This is a genomic window from Streptosporangium sp. NPDC001681, assembly GCF_040298085.1.
Classification (GTDB): Bacteria; Actinomycetota; Actinomycetes; order Streptosporangiales; family Streptosporangiaceae; genus Streptosporangium.
This window is the reverse complement of record NZ_JBEOZN010000071.1, coordinates 1-22,863: the sequence shown is the minus strand read 5'-3', so window position 1 is coordinate 22,863 and position 22,863 is coordinate 1. Positions and strand designations below refer to the sequence as shown.

General features: G+C 69.7%; 22 protein-coding genes and 1 pseudogene. 11 read left to right on the top strand and 12 right to left on the bottom strand.

Annotation, left to right across the window (positions count from 1 at the left end; translation table 11 throughout):
- Positions 1–169 precede the first annotated feature (169 nt).
- Entirely contained in the window at positions 170–790 is a 621-nt protein-coding gene (locus tag ABT130_RS28395; protein WP_350960281.1) for a S1 family peptidase, read from the top strand.
- A gap of 166 nt (positions 791–956) precedes the next feature.
- On the opposite strand, the gene ABT130_RS28390 is transcribed toward ABT130_RS28395, so the two are convergent.
- Positions 957–1,394 (bottom strand): cold shock domain-containing protein, encoded by a 438-nt coding sequence (locus ABT130_RS28390; protein WP_350920309.1) that lies wholly within the window; start codon positions 1,392–1,394, stop codon positions 957–959.
- A 342-nt stretch (positions 1,395–1,736) separates the two neighbouring features.
- Positions 1,737–2,387 carry an SRPBCC family protein gene (locus ABT130_RS28385; protein WP_350960279.1) on the bottom strand — a complete coding sequence of 217 codons (651 nt, stop codon included), beginning with the start codon at positions 2,385–2,387 and terminating at the stop codon, positions 1,737–1,739.
- A 317-nt stretch (positions 2,388–2,704) separates the two neighbouring features.
- Here ABT130_RS28385 and ABT130_RS28380 point away from each other — a divergent pair, with 317 nt between their 5' ends.
- Positions 2,705–3,667 carry a threo-3-hydroxy-L-aspartate ammonia-lyase gene (locus ABT130_RS28380; protein ID WP_350960276.1) on the top strand — a complete coding sequence of 321 codons (963 nt, stop codon included), beginning with the start codon at positions 2,705–2,707 and terminating at the stop codon, positions 3,665–3,667.
- Between the two features lie 142 nt (positions 3,668–3,809).
- Here ABT130_RS28380 and ABT130_RS28375 read toward each other — a convergent pair whose 3' ends face one another.
- The 3 genes from ABT130_RS28375 to ABT130_RS28365 all read right to left on the bottom strand — a co-directional run bounded on the left by ABT130_RS28375 (position 3,810) and on the right by ABT130_RS28365 (position 6,091).
- The gene (locus ABT130_RS28375; protein WP_350960274.1) at positions 3,810–4,268 is read right to left on the bottom strand and encodes a hypothetical protein; all 459 of its coding nucleotides are present in this window, start codon (positions 4,266–4,268) and stop codon (positions 3,810–3,812) included.
- A 91-nt stretch (positions 4,269–4,359) separates the two neighbouring features.
- Positions 4,360–5,367 (bottom strand): 1-aminocyclopropane-1-carboxylate deaminase, encoded by a 1,008-nt coding sequence (locus tag ABT130_RS28370; protein WP_350960272.1) that lies wholly within the window; start codon positions 5,365–5,367, stop codon positions 4,360–4,362.
- A 28-nt stretch (positions 5,368–5,395) separates the two neighbouring features.
- The gene (locus ABT130_RS28365) at positions 5,396–6,091 is read right to left on the bottom strand and encodes a GntR family transcriptional regulator (RefSeq protein ID WP_350920324.1); all 696 of its coding nucleotides are present in this window, start codon (positions 6,089–6,091) and stop codon (positions 5,396–5,398) included.
- A 163-nt stretch (positions 6,092–6,254) separates the two neighbouring features.
- Between ABT130_RS28365 and ABT130_RS28360 the strand changes: the two genes are divergently transcribed.
- Both ABT130_RS28360 and ABT130_RS28355 read left to right on the top strand, forming a co-directional pair.
- Positions 6,255–6,956, top strand: a complete 702-nt coding sequence (locus ABT130_RS28360; protein WP_350960269.1) for a CBS domain-containing protein — start codon at positions 6,255–6,257, stop codon at positions 6,954–6,956.
- A gap of 164 nt (positions 6,957–7,120) precedes the next feature.
- A complete protein-coding gene (locus ABT130_RS28355) occupies positions 7,121–7,300 on the top strand; it encodes a hypothetical protein (RefSeq protein WP_350960267.1) in 180 nt (59 codons plus the stop codon).
- A gap of 106 nt (positions 7,301–7,406) precedes the next feature.
- On the opposite strand, the gene ABT130_RS28350 is transcribed toward ABT130_RS28355, so the two are convergent.
- Entirely contained in the window at positions 7,407–8,603 is a 1,197-nt protein-coding gene (locus tag ABT130_RS28350) for a CaiB/BaiF CoA transferase family protein (protein ID WP_350960264.1), read from the bottom strand.
- Positions 8,600–9,232 carry a GntR family transcriptional regulator gene (locus ABT130_RS28345; protein WP_350920336.1) on the bottom strand — a complete coding sequence of 211 codons (633 nt, stop codon included), beginning with the start codon at positions 9,230–9,232 and terminating at the stop codon, positions 8,600–8,602. Before ABT130_RS28345 ends, ABT130_RS28350 begins: the two co-directional genes overlap by 4 nt.
- A gap of 283 nt (positions 9,233–9,515) precedes the next feature.
- Between ABT130_RS28345 and ABT130_RS28340 the strand changes: the two genes are divergently transcribed.
- Entirely contained in the window at positions 9,516–10,202 is a 687-nt protein-coding gene (locus ABT130_RS28340) for a class I SAM-dependent methyltransferase (RefSeq protein ID WP_350920339.1), read from the top strand.
- 216 nt (positions 10,203–10,418) lie between these two features.
- Here ABT130_RS28340 and ABT130_RS28335 read toward each other — a convergent pair whose 3' ends face one another.
- Entirely contained in the window at positions 10,419–10,976 is a 558-nt protein-coding gene (locus ABT130_RS28335) for a TetR family transcriptional regulator (RefSeq protein WP_350920342.1), read from the bottom strand.
- A 618-nt stretch (positions 10,977–11,594) separates the two neighbouring features.
- Between ABT130_RS28335 and ABT130_RS28330 the strand changes: the two genes are divergently transcribed.
- On the top strand, positions 11,595–12,587 hold the full coding sequence (locus ABT130_RS28330) for a phosphatidylinositol-specific phospholipase C (RefSeq protein ID WP_350960261.1): 993 nt from the start codon (positions 11,595–11,597) through the stop codon (positions 12,585–12,587).
- A 227-nt stretch (positions 12,588–12,814) separates the two neighbouring features.
- Here ABT130_RS28330 and ABT130_RS28325 read toward each other — a convergent pair whose 3' ends face one another.
- The gene (locus ABT130_RS28325; protein WP_350920348.1) at positions 12,815–14,029 is read right to left on the bottom strand and encodes an acyl-CoA dehydrogenase family protein; all 1,215 of its coding nucleotides are present in this window, start codon (positions 14,027–14,029) and stop codon (positions 12,815–12,817) included.
- A gap of 246 nt (positions 14,030–14,275) precedes the next feature.
- The gene (locus ABT130_RS28320; RefSeq protein ID WP_350920351.1) at positions 14,276–15,226 is read right to left on the bottom strand and encodes a glucosyl-3-phosphoglycerate synthase; all 951 of its coding nucleotides are present in this window, start codon (positions 15,224–15,226) and stop codon (positions 14,276–14,278) included.
- Between the two features lie 131 nt (positions 15,227–15,357).
- Between ABT130_RS28320 and ABT130_RS28315 the strand changes: the two genes are divergently transcribed.
- On the top strand, positions 15,358–17,169 hold the full coding sequence (locus tag ABT130_RS28315; RefSeq protein WP_350960259.1) for a hypothetical protein: 1,812 nt from the start codon (positions 15,358–15,360) through the stop codon (positions 17,167–17,169).
- Positions 17,170–17,191: 22 nt separating this feature from the next.
- Here ABT130_RS28315 and ABT130_RS28310 read toward each other — a convergent pair whose 3' ends face one another.
- Complete coding sequence (locus ABT130_RS28310) at positions 17,192–18,661, bottom strand: helix-turn-helix domain-containing protein (protein ID WP_451935806.1); 1,470 nt, start codon at positions 18,659–18,661, stop codon at positions 17,192–17,194.
- Positions 18,662–19,060: 399 nt separating this feature from the next.
- Here ABT130_RS28310 and aceA point away from each other — a divergent pair, with 399 nt between their 5' ends.
- Entirely contained in the window at positions 19,061–20,353 is a 1,293-nt protein-coding gene (gene aceA / locus ABT130_RS28305) for an isocitrate lyase (protein ID WP_030909255.1), read from the top strand.
- 191 nt (positions 20,354–20,544) lie between these two features.
- Here aceA and mihF read toward each other — a convergent pair whose 3' ends face one another.
- Positions 20,545–20,853: an integration host factor, actinobacterial type gene (gene mihF / locus ABT130_RS28300; RefSeq protein WP_350920357.1), complete on the bottom strand. Its 309-nt coding sequence runs from the start codon at positions 20,851–20,853 to the stop codon at positions 20,545–20,547.
- A 163-nt stretch (positions 20,854–21,016) separates the two neighbouring features.
- Between mihF and ABT130_RS28295 the strand changes: the two genes are divergently transcribed.
- The 3 genes and pseudogenes from ABT130_RS28295 to ABT130_RS28285 form a co-directional block, all read left to right on the top strand.
- Complete coding sequence (locus ABT130_RS28295; protein WP_350920360.1) at positions 21,017–21,190, top strand: hypothetical protein; 174 nt, start codon at positions 21,017–21,019, stop codon at positions 21,188–21,190.
- A 361-nt stretch (positions 21,191–21,551) separates the two neighbouring features.
- Positions 21,552–21,839: an HU family DNA-binding protein gene (locus tag ABT130_RS28290; RefSeq protein WP_030909250.1), complete on the top strand. Its 288-nt coding sequence runs from the start codon at positions 21,552–21,554 to the stop codon at positions 21,837–21,839.
- Positions 21,840–22,297: 458 nt separating this feature from the next.
- Positions 22,298–22,863 (top strand): annotated as a pseudogene (locus ABT130_RS28285) (membrane dipeptidase); the annotation flags it as partial.

Sequence of the window (22,863 nt, the reverse complement as noted above, 5' to 3'; positions counted from 1 at the left end):
CCCGGGAACGGCCTGGTGGCCCCGCTCGAAATCGCCATCCGCGTGGCGCCCGCTCCCCGCGGCCGTGACCGGCGACGGCTGAATTAGCATTGCATCACCCATGTCGCGTCACCAGCCGCAGACGCGGGGTCCCCTCACGTCCGGAGAAGCCGGAGTCGAGGAGAGGCTCATGTTCCGTAGGCACATCGTCACCGCAGGGTGTGTTCTGACGCTCACCGCGCTTACCCCGTCGGTCGTCCCGGCTGTCGTCCCGGTCCGGGAGGCGAGCGCCTTTGCCACCTCGTCCACCGGGAAACGGAAACCACCGCCCGATCCCATCAAACAGCTACCGCCGGGCATGATCGAAGCACTCCAACGCGACCTCGGTCTCACCAGGGCACAGGCCGAGACCCGGCTGCGCAACGAGGCCCGGCTGACGGCGGTCGAAGCGAGGCTCCGCGACATGCTCGGCGGCTGCTTCGGCGGATCCTGGCTCATGGGAACCCTCTCCGAGACCCTGGTGGTGGCCACCACCAGCACCGCCGACATCCCCCGCATCGTCGCGGCGGGCGCCCGACCCAAGGTCGTTGCCGCGTCGCTCGCGAAGCTCAGGGCGATCAAGCAGAAACTCGACGAGTCCCTGCCCAACCACCCGATCGGAGGAAGCGTCCGCTACGTCGACGTGAAGAACAACAAGGTGGTCATCCTGTCCAGGCACGCCGAGGCGACCCGGCTCCTGGTCGCCTCCGTCCCGGTGGACAGATCCCTGGTGGTCGTGCAGCCCTCCACGGAGACCCCTCGGCCCTTCTGACGCCCATCGGGACCGGTGTCCTGACGATCTCCACCGCACCGTTCAGCCTGCGGAGCGAGCAGGACGGCCCACATCACTCTCGGCGACGGACGCCCACCGACATCGGCTGGTTCTCGTTCGCGCGACCCGCGCATCCAGGAGGATGCGCGGGCCCCACGCGGAGGCGTCAGTCGTCGACCCAGCCATGGGATCGGGCGAACGCCAGGAAATGCTGCCGGACCTGCCCGATCTGCGCGCCTGTCAGCGTGGGCGCGTGCTCGATGAGCAGCTCGGTGACCGCGCCGCTGAAGGACTTCGCCGACAGCACGTCACACACGCCGTCGTCGTCGCCGAGCTGCTGGGAGGCGACCGAGGAAGGCGTCACCGACGGCGCCGTCACCGCGACCGGCCGGCGCGCCGGCGGATCCACGAGGCTGACCGTCGACACCTTGAGGCCGCGCTCACTCTCCATGACCTCGTACTCCACCCGGAGGCCCGGCTGAACCACATGCCGGTTCTCACCGAAGTCGTTGGCGTGGAAGAACACATCCTCGCCTCCTCCGACAGCGGCGATGAAACCGTATCCGCGCACCTCGTCGAAACGGAGGATCGTACCGATTGCCACCACAACACCACCTACACAGAGAATTGCAACGCTCTACATGACCTTGCCGGAACCCTCCGGCCCAAGGATCCGGCCCCGCCTGTCACGCCGGATCACCGCTCTCCTCCTCATCGCTCTGCCTCCCACCACCCGACGGCACGGGCACCCCGCGACCGGATCCACGACCCGATCCGTGGGCGGTCCCGGCACCGGCCGCCCGCCGGGGCCCGCCGAGGGACCGGGCCCGCACCGTCCCCGTTCAGGCCGGACGACCCGATGCTAGCCCGGACGGCGCGCCGCGCGCATCGATCACCTCGACCGCTTTCACCGTCCGTCCGCCGGCTTTCCCGGCCGTCCGGTACGTCAGGGCTCGCTCGACGCCTCAGCGGCCGGGGCGGTGTAGGCGGCCGTGACCCGATCCGCCGCGGCCCTCGCGCGGGCCTCGTCCGCACCCGCCGCGATGTCTGCCTCGTACCACCCCAGGCTGCTGAGTGCCATGAACCGCCTGCCCTGGTCGGACGCCGTCCACGCCCCGGCCTCCTGCGGGTCCACGGCCTGTCCTGACGACAGGTGGACGGCCAGGCCCACGAGTCCCAGGTCCCAGCCGACGCCGAGCGCGCCGGGCCCGAACTCCTCCCACCTGTCGTCGACATGAGCGACGTGCTCGAGCTCGAAACGCGTTCCGCCCCCGGGCTCGGCCGTCAGCCGGACTTCGATCCAGCTGACGTCCCCACCGTACTCCCAGGTGGCGGCATAGCTCTTGGGCGGGTCGCAACGCTCGATCCTGCCGCCCGCGTTGCCCTGAAGCTGGTAGCGGCCATGGAGCCGCAGGTCACCGGAGATGGGCAGAAACCACCGGGGGATGCGCTCGGGGTTGGTGCAGGCGTCCCAGAGGTCTTCGATCTCGGTGTCGTATGTCTGGCTGACGATCACGACACGCGCCTCACCCGCCTCGAGCACACGGCTGCCGACCCGCCGCCGTACGGCACTGATCTGCCGGGTGACATCGATCATGCGGTTCTCCTCTGGTCTGGTCCCTTGCCGGGGTGGTGGAGTCGACATCGCGCAGCGGTTCGGTGCTCACCACGTGGAGGCGCTCCCTGGAGCGCGCCAAGAAATATTAGAACGTGTTTGAGTGGTGAGCGGATGGTTCGGTAAATACGTTCGACTGAACATGAGGACAGACCAAGCCGGTCACCACGACAGTCGGCAGAGGCGGCGCTTTCCGCGCTCTGGGTAGAATCCTGCCTTCGCCGGAGGAGTGCGGATCACCCAGGCCCGGGTCGTCGAGATTGTGGCCCCGGCCGTGTCCAGCAGAGAAGAGCCAGCCGATGCCCCAGTCGCCGACCTACGACGACGTCCGGAGCGCCGCCGCCCGCATCGCGTCACAGGCCCACCGGACCCCGGTGCTGCGCTCGCGACTGATCAACGAGCGCGTCGGCGCCGATGTGGTGTTCAAGTGTGAGAACTTCCAGCGTGTGGGCGCGTTCAAGTTCCGCGGCGCGTTCAACGCCCTGTCGCGCTTCACCCCTGAGCAGCGGCGCTCCGGCGTGATCACCTACTCCTCCGGCAACCACGCCCAGGCGATCGCCCTGGCCGCCCGGCTGCTGGACATCCCGGCCACGATCATCATGCCGCACGACGCGCCGGCCGCGAAGGTGACCGCCACCGAGGGCTACGGCGGGCAGGTCGTCCGCTACGACCGCTACACCGAGGACCGGGAGGAGATCGGCCGCGCGCTGGCCACCGACCGCGGCCTCACGCTGATCCCCCCGTACGACCACCCCCACGTGATCGCCGGTCAGGGCACCGCCGCCAAGGAGCTGTTCGACGAGGTCGGCGAGCTCGACGCGCTCTTCGTACCGCTGGGCGGCGGCGGGTTGCTGTCCGGCACGGCGTTGTCGACCCGGGCGCTGTCACCGGACTGCACGCTGTACGGCGTCGAGCCCGAAGCGGGCGACGACGGCCGGCGATCACTGCGCCAGGGCACCATCGTCCACATCGACACCCCGAAGACCATCGCCGACGGCGCGCAGACCCAGCACCTGGGCACCTACCCGTTCGACATCATCCGCCGTGATGTCAACGACATCCTCACCGCCACCGACGCCGAACTCGTCGAGAGCATGAGGATCTTCGGGTCCATCATGAAAACGGTCGTCGAGCCCACCGGATGCCTCGGTTTCGCCGCCGTCCGCAACCTCGCCCCCCGGCTGCGCGGGCAGCGGGTCGGCGTGATCATCAGCGGGGGAAACGTCGACCTCGACCGTTACGCGGCACTGCTGACCTCTTGACCCGAGAGGCATCGACGCGGTGCTCACGCGTTCCCGGACCTGTGCGACCAGGTGGGCCACCGGGCCCGTTCTCGCATGCTTCTGTGGATCAACGGCCCCTTCGGCGGCGGCAGGACGCAGACCGCGTACGAGATCCAGGCCGTCAGGCGGTCTGCAGGCGGTCGGCGAGGCGGTCGAGACCCTGCCTGATCATCTGCCCGTACCCGTCGTCACCGAGTGCGTCGACGGCGGCGCGCCCGCGCCGGAGGTGGTCGCGCGCACGATCGAGATCGCCGAGCCTGCGGTAGACGTCTCCGAGGTTGAGGTGCAGGGAGGGGTAGAACCCGCTCGCGGGGCCGGTGACGCCCGCCTGCCGCGCCCGCGCGTCGGTGATCAGGTCTGCCGCCTCCAGTGCCCGCAGGTCCCAGAGCAGCTCCTCGTGCGCGTCGTCCTGGACGTCTGCCATCGAGTGGGCGAGAGCACAGCGATGCAGGGGATCACCGGTCGCCCCGATCTCCTGCCACAGCTCGGAGAAGAGCCTGCGGGCGGCTGCCCGCTCGCCGCTCTGGCCCAGCTCCATCCCTTGGCCGATCTTGGCCATCGTCACATCGGGCTCGGCCATCCGCCCTCCTTCACACGGGGTTCTCGGCGACCCTAATGGCGGGCACCGACAAAACTCAGCCCCCGTGGCCAGGAGGGCGGGGACGCGGGAGTCAGCGGAAGAGGGCGCTGTAGGCGTTGACTGCGGGCTGCCCGCCGAGGTGGGCGTAGAGCACATTGGAGTCCGGACCGATCTCACCGCTTTTGACCAGGTCGATGAGCCCGGCCATGGACTTGCCCTCGTACACCGGGTCGATGATCATTCCTTCCAGGCCGCCGGTGAGCCGCATCGCGTCCAGCGTCGAGGGGACCGGGATGCCGTAGAAGTCACCGGCCCAGCCCTCCAGCACGGTGATCTCGTCTTCCCGCAGGTCGCGCCCGAGACCGATCAGCTCGGCGGTGTTGCGGGCGATCCTCTCCACCTGCGCCCGGGTCGCCTCGATCTTGGCGGAGGCGTCGATGCCGATCACCCTGCGGGGACGGTCCTGACCGGCGAACCCGGCGATCATCCCGGCATGGGTGGAGCCGGTGACGCTGCAGACGATGATCGTGTCGAAGAACACGCCGAGCTCCCGCTCCTGTTGCTGGACCTCGTAGGCCCAGTTGGCGAAGCCGAGGCCGCCGAGGCGGTGGTCGGAGGCCCCTGCCGGGATCGCGTAGGGCACGCCCCCCGCCTCCCGTACCTCCGCGAGGGCCTGCTCCCAGCTGTCCCTGAAGCCGATGTCGAACCCCTCGTCGACCAGCCGCACCTCGGCGCCCATGATCCGGGAGAGCAGGATGTTGCCGACCCGGTCGTTGACCGAGTCGGGCCAGTCGACCCAGCTCTCCTGGACCAGCAGGGCCTTCAGCCCCAGCTTGGCCGCGACCGCCGCGACCTGGCGGGTGTGGTTGGACTGCACGCCGCCGATGGAGACCAGGGTGTCGGCGCCCTGGGCGAGTGCCTCGGGGATCAGGTATTCCAGCTTGCGGGTCTTGTTGCCGCCGAAGGCGAGACCGCTGTTGCAGTCCTCCCGCTTGGCCCAGATACGCGCTCCGCCCAGGTGCGCGGTGAGTCGATCGAGCGGGTGTACCGGGCTCGGCCCGAACAGCAGGGGATAGCGGGGAAAGTCCGCGAGGGACATGTCGTGCTCCTTGAGTTTCCGGGGCGATTCAGCTTGAGAGTTTCCACGCGCCGCCGGCCGCGTCCCCGGTCGCCGAGTCCAGTAGTGGTGCGAGGGTCTGCCAGTTGGCCCGCGCGGCCAGCGCGGCGCCGTCGGCGTCTCCGGCCGCGCACAGCGCGATGATCTCGTCGTGCATCTCCACCGATCCCCTGCCGGTGAGCGAGGAGAAGCGCAGCCGCTCGACTCGGCGCAGCGCGGGGGTGACCTGCTCAAGCACCGACCTGACCACGTTGTTCGCGCACGCCGTGACGGCGACCTGGTGGAAATCGTCATCGGCGGCCAGCGCCCCGTCGACGTCACCGCGCCGCAGCGCCACGGCGAACCGCTCGTTGGCCTGACGCATCAGGTCGAGTTCCTCACCCGACAGCACCGGCACCGCTTCGCGCACGGCCAGTTCGTGCATGGCCGCGGCGACGGACTGGGCGTTGCGGGTCTCCCTGTCGTCCAGCGGGCTGACGATGGTGAACCGGCCCGGTTTCGTCTGCACCAGACCCGACTGTTCGAGACGGGCCAGTGCCTCGCGGATCGGCGTGCGGCTGATGCCCAGCCAGCTGATCAGATCGGCGTCGTTGAGACGTTCGCCGGGCGCGAGGGTGCCGTCGACGATCGCGTCGCGGAGGGCACGGTAGGCGTCCTCCCGCAGCAGGGATCTGGCGACGAGACCTTGGCTTTTCGGGACCGGCATGCGAAATATTGCACATCACACTTTGCGTATTGTCAATCGAACCCGAACGCCGAATGCCTCATCAGGACCGAAAGACCACCGATGAAGGACTTCCGACCCTCACCCTGGGACGGGTCCCGCTGTCCAATGAAGGAGAGGATTCCACCCCTTCGAGGAGGAAACGATGCGCGTGAAGGTGAACGAGGTCATGACGCGAGCTGTCGCGTCGGTCAACGGCAGCACGCCGTTCAAGGACGTCGCCGAGGTGCTCATCGCCCACGGGGTGAGCGCGGTGCCGGTCGTCGACGCCGAGAACCATGTCCTCGGCGTCGTCTCGGAGGCGGACCTGCTGGCCAAGGAGGAGTTCAAGGAGCAGTACTACCGCGAGGGCTACCGGCCGCCGCTGCGCGCCCGGCTGCGGTACCGGCTCAGCCGAGAGGGGCGTTCGGCCAAGGAGAAGGCCCAGGGCGACACCGCGGCCGAGCTGATGACCGCGCCCGCCGTGACCATCGCCCCGAACGCCCCGGTGGTGTCGGCGATGCGGCTGATGGACGAGCGCGGCGTCAAGCGCCTGCCGGTGGTCGACCGTGAGGGCAGACTGGAGGGCATCGTCAGCCGTCAGGACCTGCTCAAGGTGTTCCTGCGCACGGACGACGAGATCGCCCGCGAAATCAGGGAGGACGTTCTCGATCACTCCCTGTGGGTGGACACCTCCCAGGTGAAGGTCACCGTCAAGCAGGGCATCGCGAAGCTGAGCGGTCACATGGCACGGCACAGTGACGCGCTGATCGCGGCCCGGATGGCGCTGCGGGTCCACGGGGTGGTCGACCTGATCGACGAACTGGAGTGGGACGAGGACGACGTCCCCGCGTGGCAGGGCCGGTAGCACCGACTCCACGACCATCGCGGGAACCTCGCACAACCTGACCTGGTACCTGCCGAACGGCACCGCCACGGCCCTGATGCTCGCCCAGCACGGATTCAGCCGCAACTGCTCGCACCCGCGCAACACCAGCAAGGCGATCGCCGAGAAGGGCGTCACGGTGTTGCGTGGACGCCGACATGAGCAACGGCAACCCGGCGCTGGGCAACCGGCTCGGCTCTCGCGCGATCACCCCGCCGAACGGCAGAGCCCTGCCGGTGAACTACGTCGTCGGCGGGCACTCGGCCGGCGGCCACGATGACGAGCGTGTCCACGGAAACGCCCGTACACCTCGTCGTGGTCCCTGATCACCCGCGGCTCCGGGGATGACGGGCACCCTCCGCGCGGCGCGCGAGAGGTTCCTCGGGCGCCAGGACGCGGACGGCGGGGGGGACATGGAGGGCTCCCTCTGTTTCAGATGACTCCGGCAGCCGACAGGCCGGTGAACTCCGCCTCCGTCAGGCCGAGGAGCCCGCGGTAGACCTCTTCGTTGTGCTGCCCGAGCGCGGGCCCGGCGCTGCGCACGCTTCCGGGGGTGTCGGAGAGCTTGGGGACCACGTTCTGCATGGCCAGCTCGCCGAAGTCCGGGTGCGGGACGCGGACGATGGCCTCACGGGCGGCGAAGTGCGGATCGGCGAACATGTCCTTGGCCGTGTAGATCCGCCCGGCGGGGACACCGCCCTCGTGCAGCGACCGAAGCAGCTCGTCCGCGGGGATCCCCGCCGTCCAGGCGGCGATGATCTCGTCAAGCTCGGCCATGTTCGCGCCGCGCGCGCCGTGGGTGGCGTAGCGCTCGTCGGCGGCCAGCTCGGGCCGGCCCATCAGGGTCGCCAGGCGGGTGAAGACGCTGTCCTGGTTGGCGGCGATGAGGATGGTGTCGCCGCCCTCGGTCGGGTAGACGTTGCTGGGCGAGACGTTGGGCAGCACGGTGCCGGTGCGCTCGCGCTGGTAGCCGGCCTGCTGCCATTCGGGCACCATCGACTCCATCATGGCGAGCACCGCCTCGTAGATCGCCGAGTCGACGACCTGGCCCCTGCCGCTGCGCTCGCGCTCGTGCAGCGCGACGAGCGTGCCGACACAGGCGTGGGTGGCGGCCAGGGAGTCGCCCAGCGAGATGCCGGCGCGTGCCGGCGGCCGGTCGGGGTCGCCGGTGACGTGGCGGATGCCGCCCATGGCCTCGCCGATCGAGCCGTATCCGGCTCGGGGGGCGTAGGGGCCGCTCTGACCGAACCCGGTCACCCGGGTGATGACCAGGCGGGGGTTGATCTCGTGCAACCGGGCCGGGGACATGCCCCAGCGCTCCAGCGTGCCGGGCCGGAAGTTCTCCAGCAGCACGTCCGCCCGCTCCACCAGCCTGATGAGCAGGTCCTGCCCCTCGGGGGTGCGCAGGTCGCAGGTGACCGACTTCTTGTTGCGGGCCACGACCGGCCACCACAGCGACCGGCCGTACGGCTTCTCCCGGCCCCACTGGCGCATGGGGTCGCCCCGGCCGGGGTCCTCCACCTTGATGATCTCAGCGCCGAAGTCACCGAGCAGCTGGCCGCAGAACGGCCCGGCGAGCAGCTGGCCGAGCTCGACGACTCGGATGTCTCCGAGCGGAAGGCCTCTCAAGTGTTGTTCTCCTGACGACGGGGACCGAGCAGGGACGCGCGGGCGGAGAACAGGTGGGCGCGCATCACGGCCTCCGCCCATTCGGGGTCTCCGGCGCGCACGGCCGCCACGATCTCGATGTGATGGTTGACGCTGCGGCGCATGGCCTCGGAGTCGAAGGCTCCGTAGGTGCGCAGCAACACGGGTGAGTGGACCAGCGAGCTGATCGACTGGGCCAGCACCTGACTGCCGCCGAGCCTGACCAGTGCCTGATGGAAGTCGGCGTTGAGGCGGTAGACCGCCTCGACGTCGCGGCGGCCGGCGTGCTCGGCGAGGGTCGTCGCCAGCTCGTGCAGGCCCGCGATGTCCTGCTCGGTCGCGACGGCCACCGCCTGCCGGACGGCCAGCCCCTCGATCCTGGCGCGCAGCTCGAAGATCGTCTCCAGATCGGCGCGGGGATACACCACGACTCTGGCGCCCTTGTTGGCCGTGATCTCGACCAGCCCCTCGGCCTGCAACCGCCGCAGCGCGTCGCGGATCGGGGTCCGGCTGACGCCCAGCGCCTCGGCCAGCTCGACCTCACCGAGGTGGTCACCCGGCTCGTAGTGACCACTGAGGATCAGGCCGCGCAGGCTATCGACTGTCGACATGTATACAGCCTTACCAAATTTTCCCCCACAATGGCACTGTGGGAGAAAAATGACAGGCTTTTGCATACAACCAGCGGCGAGCTGATGCGGTGATCGGGAATCCTCAACGGCTTCCCCGGCGGGCCGAACCGGAGATCGTCTCCCCGCCATCGGATGGGCTTCGCCACGTGATGTCGTCGACGACGGACGGCCCGGCCGGTGCCCGGGAGCGACCATCACGTGAAGGTCATAACCCCGTTCTCTCGGCCCGCGTCCCGGCGCGCCGCCGCACAGAATGGAGATCATGACTCCACGACGGCTCTACCACGGCACGGGCCCTGGCCCGATCACCCCGGACGGCTGCTCGGTCGACTACTACACCACCCTCACCCCCAGGGGCGAACCCGAACTCATCCACGCCTCGATCCCGGCCGGGGCGAGCATCCTCGAACTCGGCGCGGGCGTGGGCCGGATCACCCACCGCCTGCTGGAACTCGGGCACGAGGTCGTCGCGGTCGACGAGTCGCCCGAGATGCTCGCCCACATCCGCGGCGCCGAGACCGTGTGCTCTCCCATCCAGACCCTGGCCCTGCCCAGGACCTTCGACCTCGTGCTGCTGATGTCGTTCGTCATCGAAACCGCCGACGACGACCTGCGCGCCGCGTTCCTGCGCACCTGCGGCGCGCACGTCTCCGCCGACGGCTGCGTCATCCTGCAGCGCCAACCCCCCGAGTGGTACGACACCGTCCAGCCGTTCGAACGCGACGCCGGCCCCGATCGCACCGTCAGAATGACGCAGGTCAGCCGCCCCGCCCCCGACCTGCTCGACGCCACCATGGAGTACACCATCGGCGAGCGGCGCTGGACCCAGACCTTCGTCAGCCACCGCCTCGACGACGACTATCTGGAACACTCCCTCAACCAGGTGGGCCTGACCATCTCCGGATTCCTGAACGACGACCGCGGGTGGGTACGCGCCACACCTCTGTGACGCCCGCCCCTTTCCGAACGATCGAAGCAGAGCCGGCATCGACCCATCGGTGACACGGGCACCAGGCCGCCACCTCGCCGAAGCGGCCGTCGCGAACCTGTCAGGTGAGAGACCTCATCTCACCTCCGCCCCGGCCCGTCCGCGAGTCGTGCGGCACTCATCCGCCCGAGGCCGGTCAGGCGCTCGGCGCCGACCGGCTGGGCCGGGTGATCCCGGTCAGGGCTCGATCCCGTGACGGAGCAGCGTCCACACCCGTTCGGCGGTCGTGCGCCGCTCGGAGGCCGGGAGCCTGGCGAGGAGCCCGGCGAGCATGCCGACGGCCAGTACCAGGTCATCGGCGGTGACGTCCTCGCGGAGTTCACCGGCGCGCCGGGCCTCGGCGAGTGTGCCCGCCAGCAGGTCCGCCACCCGGTCGCGCACTTCGACGACGCGAAGATCGCCGGCCGAGGGCACGCTGACCATGTCGATGAACGCGGTCGAGGCGATGGTCTGCTCGGTGAGCAGAGCCAGCATGTCGGCGAGGGTGGTGCCGGGTTCGGCGGCCAGCGCCTCCAGGTCGGCGACACTGTCCTGGAACACGGCCAGCGCGAGGCTGATGCGGTCCGGAAAGTGCCGGTAGAGGCTTCCCTGACCGACCCCGGCCACGCGGGCGACCGTGGTGAGCGGTGCGTCGTATCCGGCGTCGGCGAAGACCTCGCGGGCGGCCGCTATCAGCGCCGCCCGGTTCTCCGCCGCGGCGCTGGGTCCTCTGTTGGGTCGACGCGTGACAGTCACAGCGCTTCCGATAGCAACCGGACTATATAGTCCGGTTGCTATCGGAAGCGCCATGACCGCTCGACGGATCACGACGCCGGTCCCCCCGCCGCAGGTACGGCGGGCAGGCTCGGCCGCCGCGATTCACCGCGACACGATCACCACGACAACACCACCGCCTTGGCCTCGGGCCACATCTGCCCCGGCCCCGGCTCGACCATCGCCCTCGCCGTCGTCTTCGGCCACCGCGCCGCACAGCACGCCGCATCAGGCCGGTGACGGCACGGCCGATGATCAGGCGCTGGACCTCGCTCATCCCCTCGAAAGAGGGAGCCCCCGGCCACCGTCGTCCGACCGGCAAGGCAGACCACCATGGAAAAGACCCGGTCGCGACCAAAACCCGGTGGGGGCTGACACCGTTTCGCACGAAACCGGCGGAGTCCCGGGAAAAGCGGTACGGCAGCCCGGCCGAGCTGCGACAGCCGGGCATAGCGATTGACCGGAGCTCGCCGTGCCTGGGGCCGGTCGGCTCGGCTTCAGGCCTGGCTCCGCCGCCCTCACCGTGCCATGCTGTTCCCGCCACCTTACTGATCAGTAGGGTTACTTGGCGCGTGCTCCCCATCCCCCCACGGAGGCACCGTGATCACCCTGGCTCCCCGTCCGCCCGCCCCGGCCCGCCGGGGCGGGTTGCGCGTCCTGGCCGCGTTCATCTCGCTCATCGTCGCCATGGCGCTCGCCGTGGCCGCACCCGCCGCCCCGGCGTGGGCGGCCGGCCGGCACAGCGGCGACCTGCAGCTGGCGTCGAACCCCGACTGGATGAGCGGGCTCCCCGACGGCGCGAGCCTGGCCGCGCTGTCGATCCCGGGTACGCACGACACCATGGCGTACCAGGCGTCCATCATCTCACTCACCCAGGAAAGCGCGCTGCCCGTCCAACTTCAGGCCGGTGTGCGGATGCTGGACATCCGGACCCGGCACTACCGCGACGCCTTCCCGATCCACCACGGCGCCGAATACCTGCGCGCCAACTTCACCGACGTGGTGCGCTCGGTCTCCGCCTTCCTGGCCGGCCACCCCCGGGAGTCGGTGCTGATGCGGTTGAAGCAGGAGCACACGGCCGCCGAGAACACCCGCAGCTACGAGCAGACCCTGAACTGGTATATCAACGACAACCCCGACACACGGGACCTACTGCGTGACCATCTGTGGCGGCCGCCCGCAGGATACGACGGCCGGATCCCCACCCTCGGGGAGACCAGAGGGCGCATCGTCATCCTGCAGGACTTCGGCAGCGGTCACGGCTACGGGCCGCGCTGGAACGGCGACCGCATGGACCTCCAGGACGATTACCAACTGCCGACGCTCTTCCACATCCCCCAGAAGTGGAACGCCGCGCGCGCCCAGTTCGAGCAGGCGGGCGCCGGCGCCGGCGGAATCCTCTACGTCAACCACCTCAGCGCCTCCGGCGGGGCACTGCCCAAGTCGATCGCCTACGGCGCGCTCGGCGTCACGGGGATGAACGAGCGGGCGCTGACCTACCTGGCCACGGGGAGCGTGCCCAGGACCGGCGTAGTGGTGGCCGACTTCCCCGGGCCGGACCTGGTGAACACGATCATCGCCCATAACTTCTGATCCCTGGAGCCAGGCAGGGACGATCGGGGCTCGCGCTCCGCACGACCGCCGCAGCCGTCTTCGAGGTCTACTGCAGCGGGTGACCCTCGACCCCGACCATCACTCTGTGTGACTTCGGCGCGGTTGCCCGGCACGGGCGCTTGAGACGCATTTCCGGCTCTGACGGACCAGTGACGGACCAGGGGTCCAAAACGCCCCTCAGAGCCGGTTTCTTGAAACGGGCATTTTCAGCGAACGGGCAGGCCGGTGACGGCGCGGCCGATGATCAGGCGCTGGATCTCGCTGGTGCCCTCGAAGATCGTGAAGATCTTGGCGTCGCGGTGGAAGCGCTCGACCGGGTGGTCGCGGGTGTAGCCGGCCCCGCCGAGGATCTGGATGGCCTGGTCGGTGACCCAGACCGCGGTCTCACCGGCGACCAGCTTGGACATGGAGCCCTCGGCCTGGCCGAAGGTGCGGTTGTTGCGGGCCATCCAGGCGGCACGCCAGGTCATCAGGCGGGCGATGTCGACGCGGGTGGCCATGTCGGCCAGCAGGAAGGCGACGGCCTGGTTCTCGCCGATCCTGCGGCCGAACTGCTCGCGCTCGCGGGCGTAGTCGCGGGCGTACTCGTATCCGGCGCGGGCGATGCCGACCGCCATGGCCGCCACCGAGGGGCGGGTGGTCTCGAAGGTGCGCATCGCGCCCTGCTCCCCGGCCCGCTCGCCGGAGCGGACGCGGGCGAGCCTGGCGTCGAGCTTCTCCCTGCCGCCGAGCAGGCAGGAGCCCGGCACGCGCACGTTGTCGAGGACGACCTCGGCGGTGTGGGAGGCACGGATGCCGTGTTTCCTGAACTTCTGGCCCATCGACAGGCCGGGGGTGCCGGCCGGGACGACGAAGGACGCCTGACCGCGGGTGCCCAGAGACGGGTCGACGGAGGCGACGACGACGTGGACGTCGGCGATGCCGCCGTTGGTGGCCCAGCTCTTCACACCGTTGAGGATCCAGTCGTCGCCCGAGGGGACGGCGCGGGTGCGGATGGCACCCACGTCGGAGCCGGCCTCGGGCTCGGAGGCGCAGAACGCTCCGAGCCTGACCTCCGAGGGGGTGCCGAACATCTGCGGGAGCCACTCGCCCAACTGCTCGGGGGTGCCACTGGCCGAGAGGGCCGCGGCGGCCAGGCCGGTGCCGACGATGGACAGGCCGATGCCCGCATCCCCCCAGAAGAGTTCCTCGAAGGCCACGGTCAGCCCGAGCCCGCTCGGCTCGAACCACTGCTGGGCGAAGAAGTCGAGGGAGTAGAGCCCGATCTTGGCGGCCTCCTGGATGATCGGCCAGGGGGTCTCCTCGCGCTCGTCCCATTCGGCCCCGGCCGGGCGGACCACCGAGCGGGCGAAGTCGTGCACCCAGTCCCGCACCTCGCGCACGTCGTCACTCAGCTCCGGGCAGAAGCCGCTCTCGCTCATCGTCCACGCCTCCTCAGGGTGCGTTACCAACGGTAACACCCAAACTTTACCGGCGGACGGATCGCTCCACGCAACCGGAGGACCGCCCCTTCTCCGGCACCGACCGGCGAGCGGCCCCGCTCCCGGAGGCCTCGTTCACCGCCGTCGCGGGTTCCGTCCACCGCCGTGCGGGAATGCCACCGGGCCACGCGCTCCCCGGCATCGCGGGCTCCGTACGCCGCCCGGGATCACGCTCGTACGGCGTGGTCAGCGAGCGGAGCGGTAGCCGGGAACAGTGATCATCGGCGGGCGTTCGGCGACGGCGACGTCCCGGACGCTCACCTGGTGGCCGCTCGCGCCCCGGCGGAACTGGGCCAGGCGGGGAGAGGGGCTGTGCAGGGAGACCATCATGTTCTGGCGCTCCAGGCGCGACCAGGAGGTCTGCAGGATCTGGGCGGCCATCCCGCCGAGCGCCTCCGTCGACTGGTGGGAGTGGACCCGGCGGCCCAGGTCCACCTGGGCCAGGGCGTCGAGCCCGGCGAGGTCGAGCAGGTCGATCAGCAGGCCGAGCTCCACGCCGTAGCCGGTGACAAAGGGCACGCTCTCCAGCACGGACCTGCGCCCGGCGTACTCCCCGGCGAGGGGTTGCACGAATCCGGCCAGCAGCGGCCAGTGCAGGTTGAGCAGGGGGCGCGCGACGAGCTCGGTGACCCGGCCACCGCCGCTCTGCACGTTCTGCAGAGGCCGGTCGTAGCAGCCCTTGACGTAGACCACCGCCTCGTCGGCGAGCAGCGGGCCGAGCAGCCCGGTCACGAAGGACGTGCGGAACTCGCGCAGGTCGGCGTCGATGAACACGAGCAGGTCGCCGGAGGTCGCGGCGAGAGACTTCCAGAGCGCCTCGCCCTTACCGTCCAGCGGTTTGAGGTCGGGCAGGATCTCGTCCTGCGCGATCACCGTCGCCCCGGCGCGCGCGGCGCGTACCGCGGTGTCGTCGACGGAGCGGGAGTCGATGACCACGAGTTCGTCGACGAGCGGCACGGCCTCCATCAGGTCGTGGCGGATCGCGGTGACGATCTCCCCGACCGTCTCCTCCTCATCGCGCGCGGGCAACACGACGCTGATCGTCGTCTCACCCTTGGCTCTCAGCAGCTCCGGCAGCGACCAGTCGCCCGAGGATGAGGTGCGCTCGCGTAGCCATGCCTCGACCTCAGGCAGCACAGCCCACCCTTCCCATCACCTCGGTACTTACGGGTATCACCTTATGTGGCGCTGATTCCGCACAAGTACCGGCTCCCGTCCTCACCGCGCAGGTGGGAAGATCAGTCCAGTCCGGCACGAGGAGGGAAGGCATGGACCCGGTAGCCGTGCTGCGGGCGGCACGCGCCGTCCGCGACGAACTCGACAGCTTGATGGGGGGTGCCTCCGCGGAACTTCGCGACCGGCTGGATCCGCTGCTGGCAGAGGCCGGCAGCCGGCCTCCGGGGCAACTGGCCGACGCGATCATCATGCTGATCGCCCAGTACGGCCCGGCCTGGAACCGGCTCTCCGCGCTGCTGAACCTGGACCACGGCCTCGTCGCCGAGCAGGTGGTCCCCATGCTCGCCGACACGGGCCCGCAGGAGCTCGGGGCCGCGTACGACGGCGGATACGACAACCTGCCCCCCACCGGCGCCATGAGCGTCGACTGGATGCGCCCCGACCAGGCGGGCGCCGCACCGCAGGCACCGTCCCCACAGGCACCGTCCCCACAGGCACCGTCCCCGCAGGCACCGCCGACGCCGCCCGCCGGGAGCCGAGGTTCCTCGATGCTCGACCGGCTGACCGGGGCCTTTCGCAGGCGGCGCGGGGATGCGCCCGCCCCGGCGCCCGAGTCCCAGTGGGAGTGGGAGGGGATCCCGCTGATCGAGGCGCCCACCGAGTCGGTCTCGGGCTGGGGCACGGAGGTGTCGATCGGCGTCGCCCCGGGCCAGGGGCAGGACGGCACCGCAGCGCCGCGCGAGCCGGTCGATCTGGACATCCAGCTCATCGCCGAGGGCTTCGACGCACCGGGCGGATGGCAGGTACGGCTGCGCGTCGACGCGGCGTCGCCCTACCCCCGCGCGGTGGTCAACCTTGTCGCCCTCGCGCAGCAGGAGCCCGAGGTCGCCCGGCAGATCCAGGCGATCTGTTCGGTGCGCGGCCAGGTGGTCGGGTTCGGCCTGCGCTCGATCACGCTGCACGGCTCGCCCGGCAGGCTCGGCCGGGAGGAGCCACCCGAGCCGGTCGCCGGCACCCGGATCCGTCCGGCCCTCGTGGGCGAGCCCGCGGACGTCACGGTGTCCATCGTCCACGGTGACGAGCCGGGACGGCTGTGGTGGACCTACCGGTCGCCGCACTTCGTCACCCCCGACCGGGCCGAGCTCTGCGACCTCGGCATGCGGGCCTCGGAGTTCGGCCGGCAACTGACCGAGCAGGGCCACCTCTCCGAGGAACTGGGACGGAAGGTCGGCTCGCGCGTGCCCCGGGGTTTCTGGGAACTACTGAACGCGGTGGCCGGCCGGGTGGCACCGCGCCGCCCGAGCGTGCTGTTCCTCTCCCAGGAGCCGCACGTGCCCTGGGAGCTGGCCGTGCTGGAGCATCCGTACGATCCGTCGCTCCCCCGCTATCTGAACTGCCAGACGGTGACCGGCCGCTGGCCCCTCGGTGGCCGGCGCCCCGAGCTGCCGCCCCCGGTGAGCGCGCGGGCGGATCACGTCGCGGTGGTGTACGACGAGGCGCAGGCGCACCCGCTGGTGACCGAGTACGGTGCCACGCAGGTCTCCTCCGCGCTCGGCGACGTTCTGGGCGTGCTCGGCCAGGGGCCGGACATCGTCCACCTCACAGCCGGCGGATCCGCGGCCGAGGCGCTGGGCCGTGACCTGGCCGGTGCCCCGTTCGTCTTCCTGGAGGAACCGGGGGACGCCCAGGCGTTCCTGCTCGCGGGCGCGAGCGGGGTCGTCGAACCGCTCTGGCCGGTCGGCGGGGGCCTGGCCCGGGAGTTCTACCGGCGCTGCTTCACCGGTGAGCCCCCGGCCGAGGTGCTGCGCTCCATGCGCGGGCAGGCCCCCGACAGCGCGGGCGCCTACCGGTTCCACGGCCACCCGTCCCTGACGCTGCGCCGGACGCCCCCGCCCTCGGAGTGACCACCGTGCCCGGATCGCGCGCTCAGCGGATGGCGTGGCGCTCCAGGAAGGTGTAGACGTCGGCCTCGTCGACGCCGGGGAAGGATCCGGGCGGCAGCGCGGCCAGGATGTGGGAGTTGCCCCGGGCCGAGGGCCAGGCGTATCCCTCCCAGCGCTGGGTCAGCTCGGCGGGCGGGCGGCGGCAGCAGTCGCCGGTGGGACAGTCCGACTTGGTGCGATTGGTGGTCTCGCGCCCGCGAAACCAGCGCGACTCCCGGTACGGGACACCGAGGGTGATGGCGAAGTCACGCTCGCGCGACGGGTCGACGTGGGCGACGCAGAAGTAGGTGCCGGTGGGCGAGTCCGAGTACTGGTAGTAGACGGAGAAGCGGTCGGGCGACAGGAAGACCTGGCGCCCGGACCACTGCAGGCACATGCGCTGGCCCTCGATCGCCCCCTGCTCGTCGGCGGGGAAGACGATGCCGTCGTTCTCGTACGCCTTGTAGATGATCCCGCCGGCGTTGTTGCGGACGAAGTGGCAGCTCAGGTCGAGGAAGTGGGTGGCCAGGTTGGTGAAGCGGTGCGCGGCCATCTCGTAGGAGACGGCGAACACGTCGCGCAGGTCCTCCACGCTCAGCGCCCGGTCCTTCTTGGCCTCCCTCAGGTACGGCACGGCGGCCGCCTCGGGCACCAGGACGGCGGCGGCGAAGTAGTTGGCCTCGGTCCGCTGGCGCAGGAAGTCCGCGAAGTCGCGGGGCTTGTGGTGCCCGAGGGAGAGGTGGCCGAGGGTCTGCAGCAGGATCGTGCGGGGGGTGTGCATGCCGACCTGCTCGTGCTTGACGTAGATGCGCCGGTTGCGCAGGTCGGAGATGGAGCGCACGGTGCGCGGCAGGTCCTGGACCGTCTGCACGGTGTAGCCGAAGTGGCTGACCAGCGCCTGCACCGTGCTCTGCGACAGCGCTCCGGAACGGTAGCCGACCGCGGCGAGCGCCTCGGCGGCGGCCCGCTCGATCTCCGCGAAGTAGTTGCCCTGCTCACGCTGCTTGCGGCGGAGCTCGGCGTTCGCCGCACGGGCCTCCTCGGGGGTGGCGGTGCCCTTGGCCTGGCGTGAGCGCAACTCCCCGTAGAGGCCGAGGATGTGTTCGAGCACGTCGTTGGGGACGCGCGCGGAGACCTTCAGCCTGGCCAGGCCGAGCCCGGCGTACAGGGGGTCGCGCTGCGCCTCCTCCAGGGCCATCTCCAGCTGCGCCCGCCGGTTGGGGGCCTGCCTGCGCAGTAGTTCCTCGATCGGCACGCCGAGCGCGGCGGCCAGGGACTTCAGCAGCGACAACTTCGGCTCGCGCTTGCCGTTCTCCAGCAGGGAGAGCTGGCTGGGCGCGCGGTTCACCCGTTCCCCCAGGTCGGACAGGGTGAGGCCACGCTGCTTGCGCAGGTGCCTGAGACGCTGGCCGAACGCGATGAGATCGAGCTCCTGCGTCAAGGAAAGCGGTTCTTCACCCACCAAAGATGCCATAGCACGATGCTAAACGAAATTTCCTAGGAAATTTCACAGCCACGCGCGCCACCTGGGAGAACGCCGCAGCACCCGCGCCGGAAACTCCGGTCGGCCCCGCAGGACGGAGGAGGCGGGGGGCCGCGACCTTCAGGGCACCGCGGTGACGGCAGTGGCGACCGCGGGGCGAAATCCCGAGCGGCGGCCTCCGGCGACCCACGACCGGCAAGCCGCAAAGCGCGCCACCGGAATTGGTCTAGTCCATAGCGAAAACTATGAAGTTCTTCCCATCTGAATACCGATGAGTATTGATGACAGGGGAAGAATCTTCATTCTTTCGCTGGAGTCGGCCTTGTTCGACCGTTTTGTCGAGGCACACACTCGAGGTAAGGCACCCAGGGGACGAAAAGGAGTTACACCATGAGTGATCGCCTCAAGGGAGCCGCAGACGAGCTGCGGCGCGAGTGGGAGACCAACCCTCGCTGGAAGGGCACCGAGCGGACGTACACGGCCGAGGACGTGGTTCGACTCAGGGGGTCCGTCCAGGAGGAGCACACTCTCGCCCGGCTCGGCGCCGAGCGGCTGTGGGACCTGCTGAACACCGAGGACTACGTGCACGCCCTTGGCGCGCTGACCGGTAACCAGGCCGTGCAGCAGGTCAAGGCCGGCCTGAAGGCGATCTACCTGTCAGGCTGGCAGGTCGCCGCCGACGCCAACCTCGGCGCGCAGACCTACCCCGACCAGAGCCTCTACCCGGCCAACTCGGTTCCGGCCGTGGTCCGCCGGATCAACAACGCGCTGCTGCGCGCCGACCAGATCACCTGGTCGGAGGGCGACCAGGACGCGCCACACTGGCTGGCGCCGATCGTGGCCGACGCGGAGGCCGGCTTCGGCGGCGTGCTGAACGCCTTCGAGCTGATGAAGGGCATGATCGCCGCGGGTGCCGCGGGCGTGCACTGGGAGGACCAGCTCGCCTCGGAGAAGAAGTGCGGCCACCTGGGCGGCAAGGTGCTCATCCCCACCGGCCAGCACATCAAGACCCTCAGCGCCGCTCGCCTGGCCGCGGACGTGCTGGGTGTGCCGACCCTGGTCATCGCGCGGACCGACGCCCAGGCCGCGACGCTCCTGACCACCGACGTCGACCCCCGTGACCAGGCGTTCACCACCGGCGACCGCACCGCGGAGGGCTTCTACCGGGTCCGCAACGGCGTGGACGCCTGCATCGCCCGCGGCCTGGCCTACGCGCCCCACTCCGACCTGCTCTGGATGGAGACCTCCACCCCGGACCTGGACGTGGCCCGCGAGTTCGCCGAGGCCATCAAGGCCGAATACCCCGACCAGATGCTGTCCTACAACTGCTCGCCCTCGTTCAACTGGAAGAAGCACCTGGACGACTCCACCATCGCCAAGTTCCAGCGCGAGCTCGGCCACATGGGCTACAAGTTCCAGTTCATCACGCTGGCGGGCTTCCACTCGCTGAACCACTCGATGTTCGACCTCGCCAGGGGCTACGCCGAGGACGGCATGACCTCCTACGTCCAGCTCCAGGAGGCCGAGTTCGCCGCCGAGGCACGCGGCTACACCGCCACCCGCCACCAGCGCGAGGTCGGCACCGGATACTTCGACCTGGTCAGCACGGCCATCGCGCCGGACTCCTCCACCACGGCCCTGAAGGGGTCGACGGAGGAGGAGCAGTTCGCAGAGGCTCACTGACTCTCCGGACCGGGCTCGCCCAGACGACTTCCGGGGCATGGAACGGTTCCCCGGGCGAGCGCGATGACCAGGTCGTCGACCGAGGCCCCGCCGTGCGGATCTCCCCCTGATCCGTACGGCGGGGCCTTCCCGTACCCGTCCCGCGCTCCGCGGCGCGTCCCAGGCGCGACCGCGCGGGGGCGGGCGGCGCCTCAGCGGCCGACGGCCTCGATGAGCTTGCGGCGCTGCTGGGCGCCGAGACCGCCCAGCCGGCGCGCCTCGTCCACATCGGCCTGCGCCATCAGCTGCGCGGCCTTGACCGTTCCGACTCCGGGCAGCGCCCGGAGAGCCTGAGAGACCTTGATGCGCCTGGCGATGTCGTCCTCGCGGCCAAGCAGCTGCTCCAGGCTGAGGGCGCCGTTCTTGACCTCGGCGAGAAGCTTGGCACGGGCCGTGCGGGTCTCGGCGGCCTTGACCAGAGCGGCCTGACGCTGTTCGGGGGTGAGCTTGGGCAAAGCCATGGTGTTTTCTCCCTGATGACGGTAATTCCAGCGTCCTGTTACCCAAAGCGACTGGGTTAATCATCGGAGAGCCTACGGATAGATCCACATGACCCGTACTGTGCATCACGATATGCCCGTTTGGTTACCCCGCCCTTACCCGGCCCTCCGTAGCCTCGGGCTCATGGGTATCTGGCGAAGCCCTCAGGGCATAGAGGTTGAGGCCATCGTGGTTCACGACGGCCCCTGTCTGCTGGTCACCCGCCGGATCGACGGGCGGCGGGTTCTCGTGGCGTACTGCATGAACATCCGCGAGGTCGGAGAGCACGTCGATCTGGCGGAGCTCGTCCCCGCGTAGGCGAACGCTCAGGGTCGGACCACGACCGAGTCCAGTTCGGTACGACTGTCAACTTCTGCGGTCACTGGGGCGTCAGACTAGTCAGGGAGGCTCGATGGATGTTCTGGTCGGCCTCGTTGACGAAGATCTCCGCCTGGAGCTCATCCTCGTCGAGGCACTGCACACCGAGGCGGAACGGCTGGCCGCCCAGCCCGACCGCTGAACGGGGGCGGGTGCCCGTCCCACGAACCGGGCGGGCCCCGCCCCACCGGCGACCGATGGAGGGCGGGGCTCGATTCATCGGGTGGGGATGGCGTTAACTTTCTCCTTGACCTCCTCCCCACGGCTTGAGGCCCGGGGTCTCCACGCTCAAGGAGATGTGATGAACAAGCGCGAGCTGATCGAGAAGGCCGCCGCCGAGGCCGGTCTCACCCGACGGCAGACGGCCGCGGCTCTCGACGCGATCCTGGGGACGATCCAGACCGCGGTGGCGGCCGAGGACAAGGTGGCGATCCCCGGGTTCGGATCCTTCGAGATCGTCCACAAACCCGCACGGACCGGGCGCAACCCACAGACCGGCGAGCCATTGGAGATCGCGGAGACCTGGACGGCGAAGTTCAAGCCCAGCCCGGGGTTCATGGGCCTGATCCGCCAGCGCAAGAAGGACTGACACCCTCCCGGCTCGCCGAGCGGACCCGGCAAGCTCCCCGGAACGCGCACTCGACCGTCTTCGCCCGTACCCGGCCGATCTCCGGCACCCGGCGGCGAACGCCGGGCCTGGAGCGAGAGCCTGAGCTTGAGCGGCTGCCTCTCCCCCTTGGATGAGGGGTTCTCGCGAGCCCGACACGATCCCGAGTGTCACGGTCTGTGATTATACGACCACTATGTGAGATATCGGCCGATTCCACCAAGTGTGATCCCGCTCATACCCACAGATCTCCGCCAACCCGGCGACCGCGCGAAAACTCCGTCCCCGCCCCGTGTTTCGCCACCGGACACCCCCGGGACCCGCGCCGTACACCTGACCGCCGTAACCCGAATGTCACATCCGGCTTCTTGTAGCCCAGAGGTCTCCTATGGAAGGTTGCACCTCAGACGTTTAAGGTCAAACCTTTCGGAGGTGCTCCCATGCAGCCCCCCAACCATCGCTATCGGGGATACCGGTCGTTCGACTATCTGGAGCCACATACCGACTTCAAGGTCTTCGACCTCGCCCCCGAACTCGACCGTGTTCCCGCGTACGACCTGGGCCTGTCGGCTGAGCAGTCCGTGCGAGTCAGCCGCCTCCTGACCGAGCACATTGCCATCTCGCTGCACGAGCACCCCAAGGTCCTGACCGCGGACGTCACGCAACTGCGCGACTACAACCGGACAGGGCGCAACGTGCTCGGGTACGAGGGCCTGTCGCGTTCGGGCATGACCGCGCTCTTCGACAACTTCATGAACGGCACCAACTGCGTCACCAGCGAGCACGGCTGGAAGTGGGACGACGTCATCTACGACCTCGGCCTACGCTTCGCCGACCTCGCCAAGCAGGACTTCGTCGTCCTGGCCCGCACGGTCGCGGAGATCGAGAAGGCCAAGGCGGGCGGGCAGCTCGCGCTGGTGGCCGGGCTGGAAGCGGCGACGATGATCGAGAACGAGCTCGATCGCCTGGACATCCTGTACGGCTTCGGCGTCCGCCAGATCGGTAT

What these genes read in the sequence shown, in the direction of transcription:
- ABT130_RS28395 (WP_350960281.1), top strand. Translation starts at nt 170, where the DNA reads ATGTTCCGTAGGCACATCGTCACCGCAGGGTGTGTTCTGACGCTCACC.
- ABT130_RS28385 (WP_350960279.1), bottom strand. Translation starts at nt 2,387, where the DNA reads ATGATCGATGTCACCCGGCAGATCAGTGCCGTACGGCGGCGGGTCGGC.
- ABT130_RS28380 (WP_350960276.1), top strand. Translation starts at nt 2,705, where the DNA reads ATGCCCCAGTCGCCGACCTACGACGACGTCCGGAGCGCCGCCGCCCGC.
- ABT130_RS28375 (WP_350960274.1), bottom strand. Translation starts at nt 4,268, where the DNA reads ATGGCCGAGCCCGATGTGACGATGGCCAAGATCGGCCAAGGGATGGAG.
- ABT130_RS28370 (WP_350960272.1), bottom strand. Translation starts at nt 5,367, where the DNA reads ATGTCCCTCGCGGACTTTCCCCGCTATCCCCTGCTGTTCGGGCCGAGC.
- ABT130_RS28365 (WP_350920324.1), bottom strand. Translation starts at nt 6,091, where the DNA reads ATGCCGGTCCCGAAAAGCCAAGGTCTCGTCGCCAGATCCCTGCTGCGG.
- ABT130_RS28360 (WP_350960269.1), top strand. Translation starts at nt 6,255, where the DNA reads ATGCGCGTGAAGGTGAACGAGGTCATGACGCGAGCTGTCGCGTCGGTC.
- ABT130_RS28345 (WP_350920336.1), bottom strand. Translation starts at nt 9,232, where the DNA reads ATGTCGACAGTCGATAGCCTGCGCGGCCTGATCCTCAGTGGTCACTAC.
- ABT130_RS28340 (WP_350920339.1), top strand. Translation starts at nt 9,516, where the DNA reads ATGACTCCACGACGGCTCTACCACGGCACGGGCCCTGGCCCGATCACC.
- ABT130_RS28325 (WP_350920348.1), bottom strand. Translation starts at nt 14,029, where the DNA reads ATGAGCGAGAGCGGCTTCTGCCCGGAGCTGAGTGACGACGTGCGCGAG.
- ABT130_RS28315 (WP_350960259.1), top strand. Translation starts at nt 15,358, where the DNA reads ATGGACCCGGTAGCCGTGCTGCGGGCGGCACGCGCCGTCCGCGACGAA.
- ABT130_RS28310 (WP_451935806.1), bottom strand. Translation starts at nt 18,661, where the DNA reads ATGGCATCTTTGGTGGGTGAAGAACCGCTTTCCTTGACGCAGGAGCTC.
- aceA (WP_030909255.1), top strand. Translation starts at nt 19,061, where the DNA reads ATGAGTGATCGCCTCAAGGGAGCCGCAGACGAGCTGCGGCGCGAGTGG.
- mihF (WP_350920357.1), bottom strand. Translation starts at nt 20,853, where the DNA reads ATGGCTTTGCCCAAGCTCACCCCCGAACAGCGTCAGGCCGCTCTGGTC.
- ABT130_RS28295 (WP_350920360.1), top strand. Translation starts at nt 21,017, where the DNA reads ATGGGTATCTGGCGAAGCCCTCAGGGCATAGAGGTTGAGGCCATCGTG.
- ABT130_RS28290 (WP_030909250.1), top strand. Translation starts at nt 21,552, where the DNA reads ATGAACAAGCGCGAGCTGATCGAGAAGGCCGCCGCCGAGGCCGGTCTC.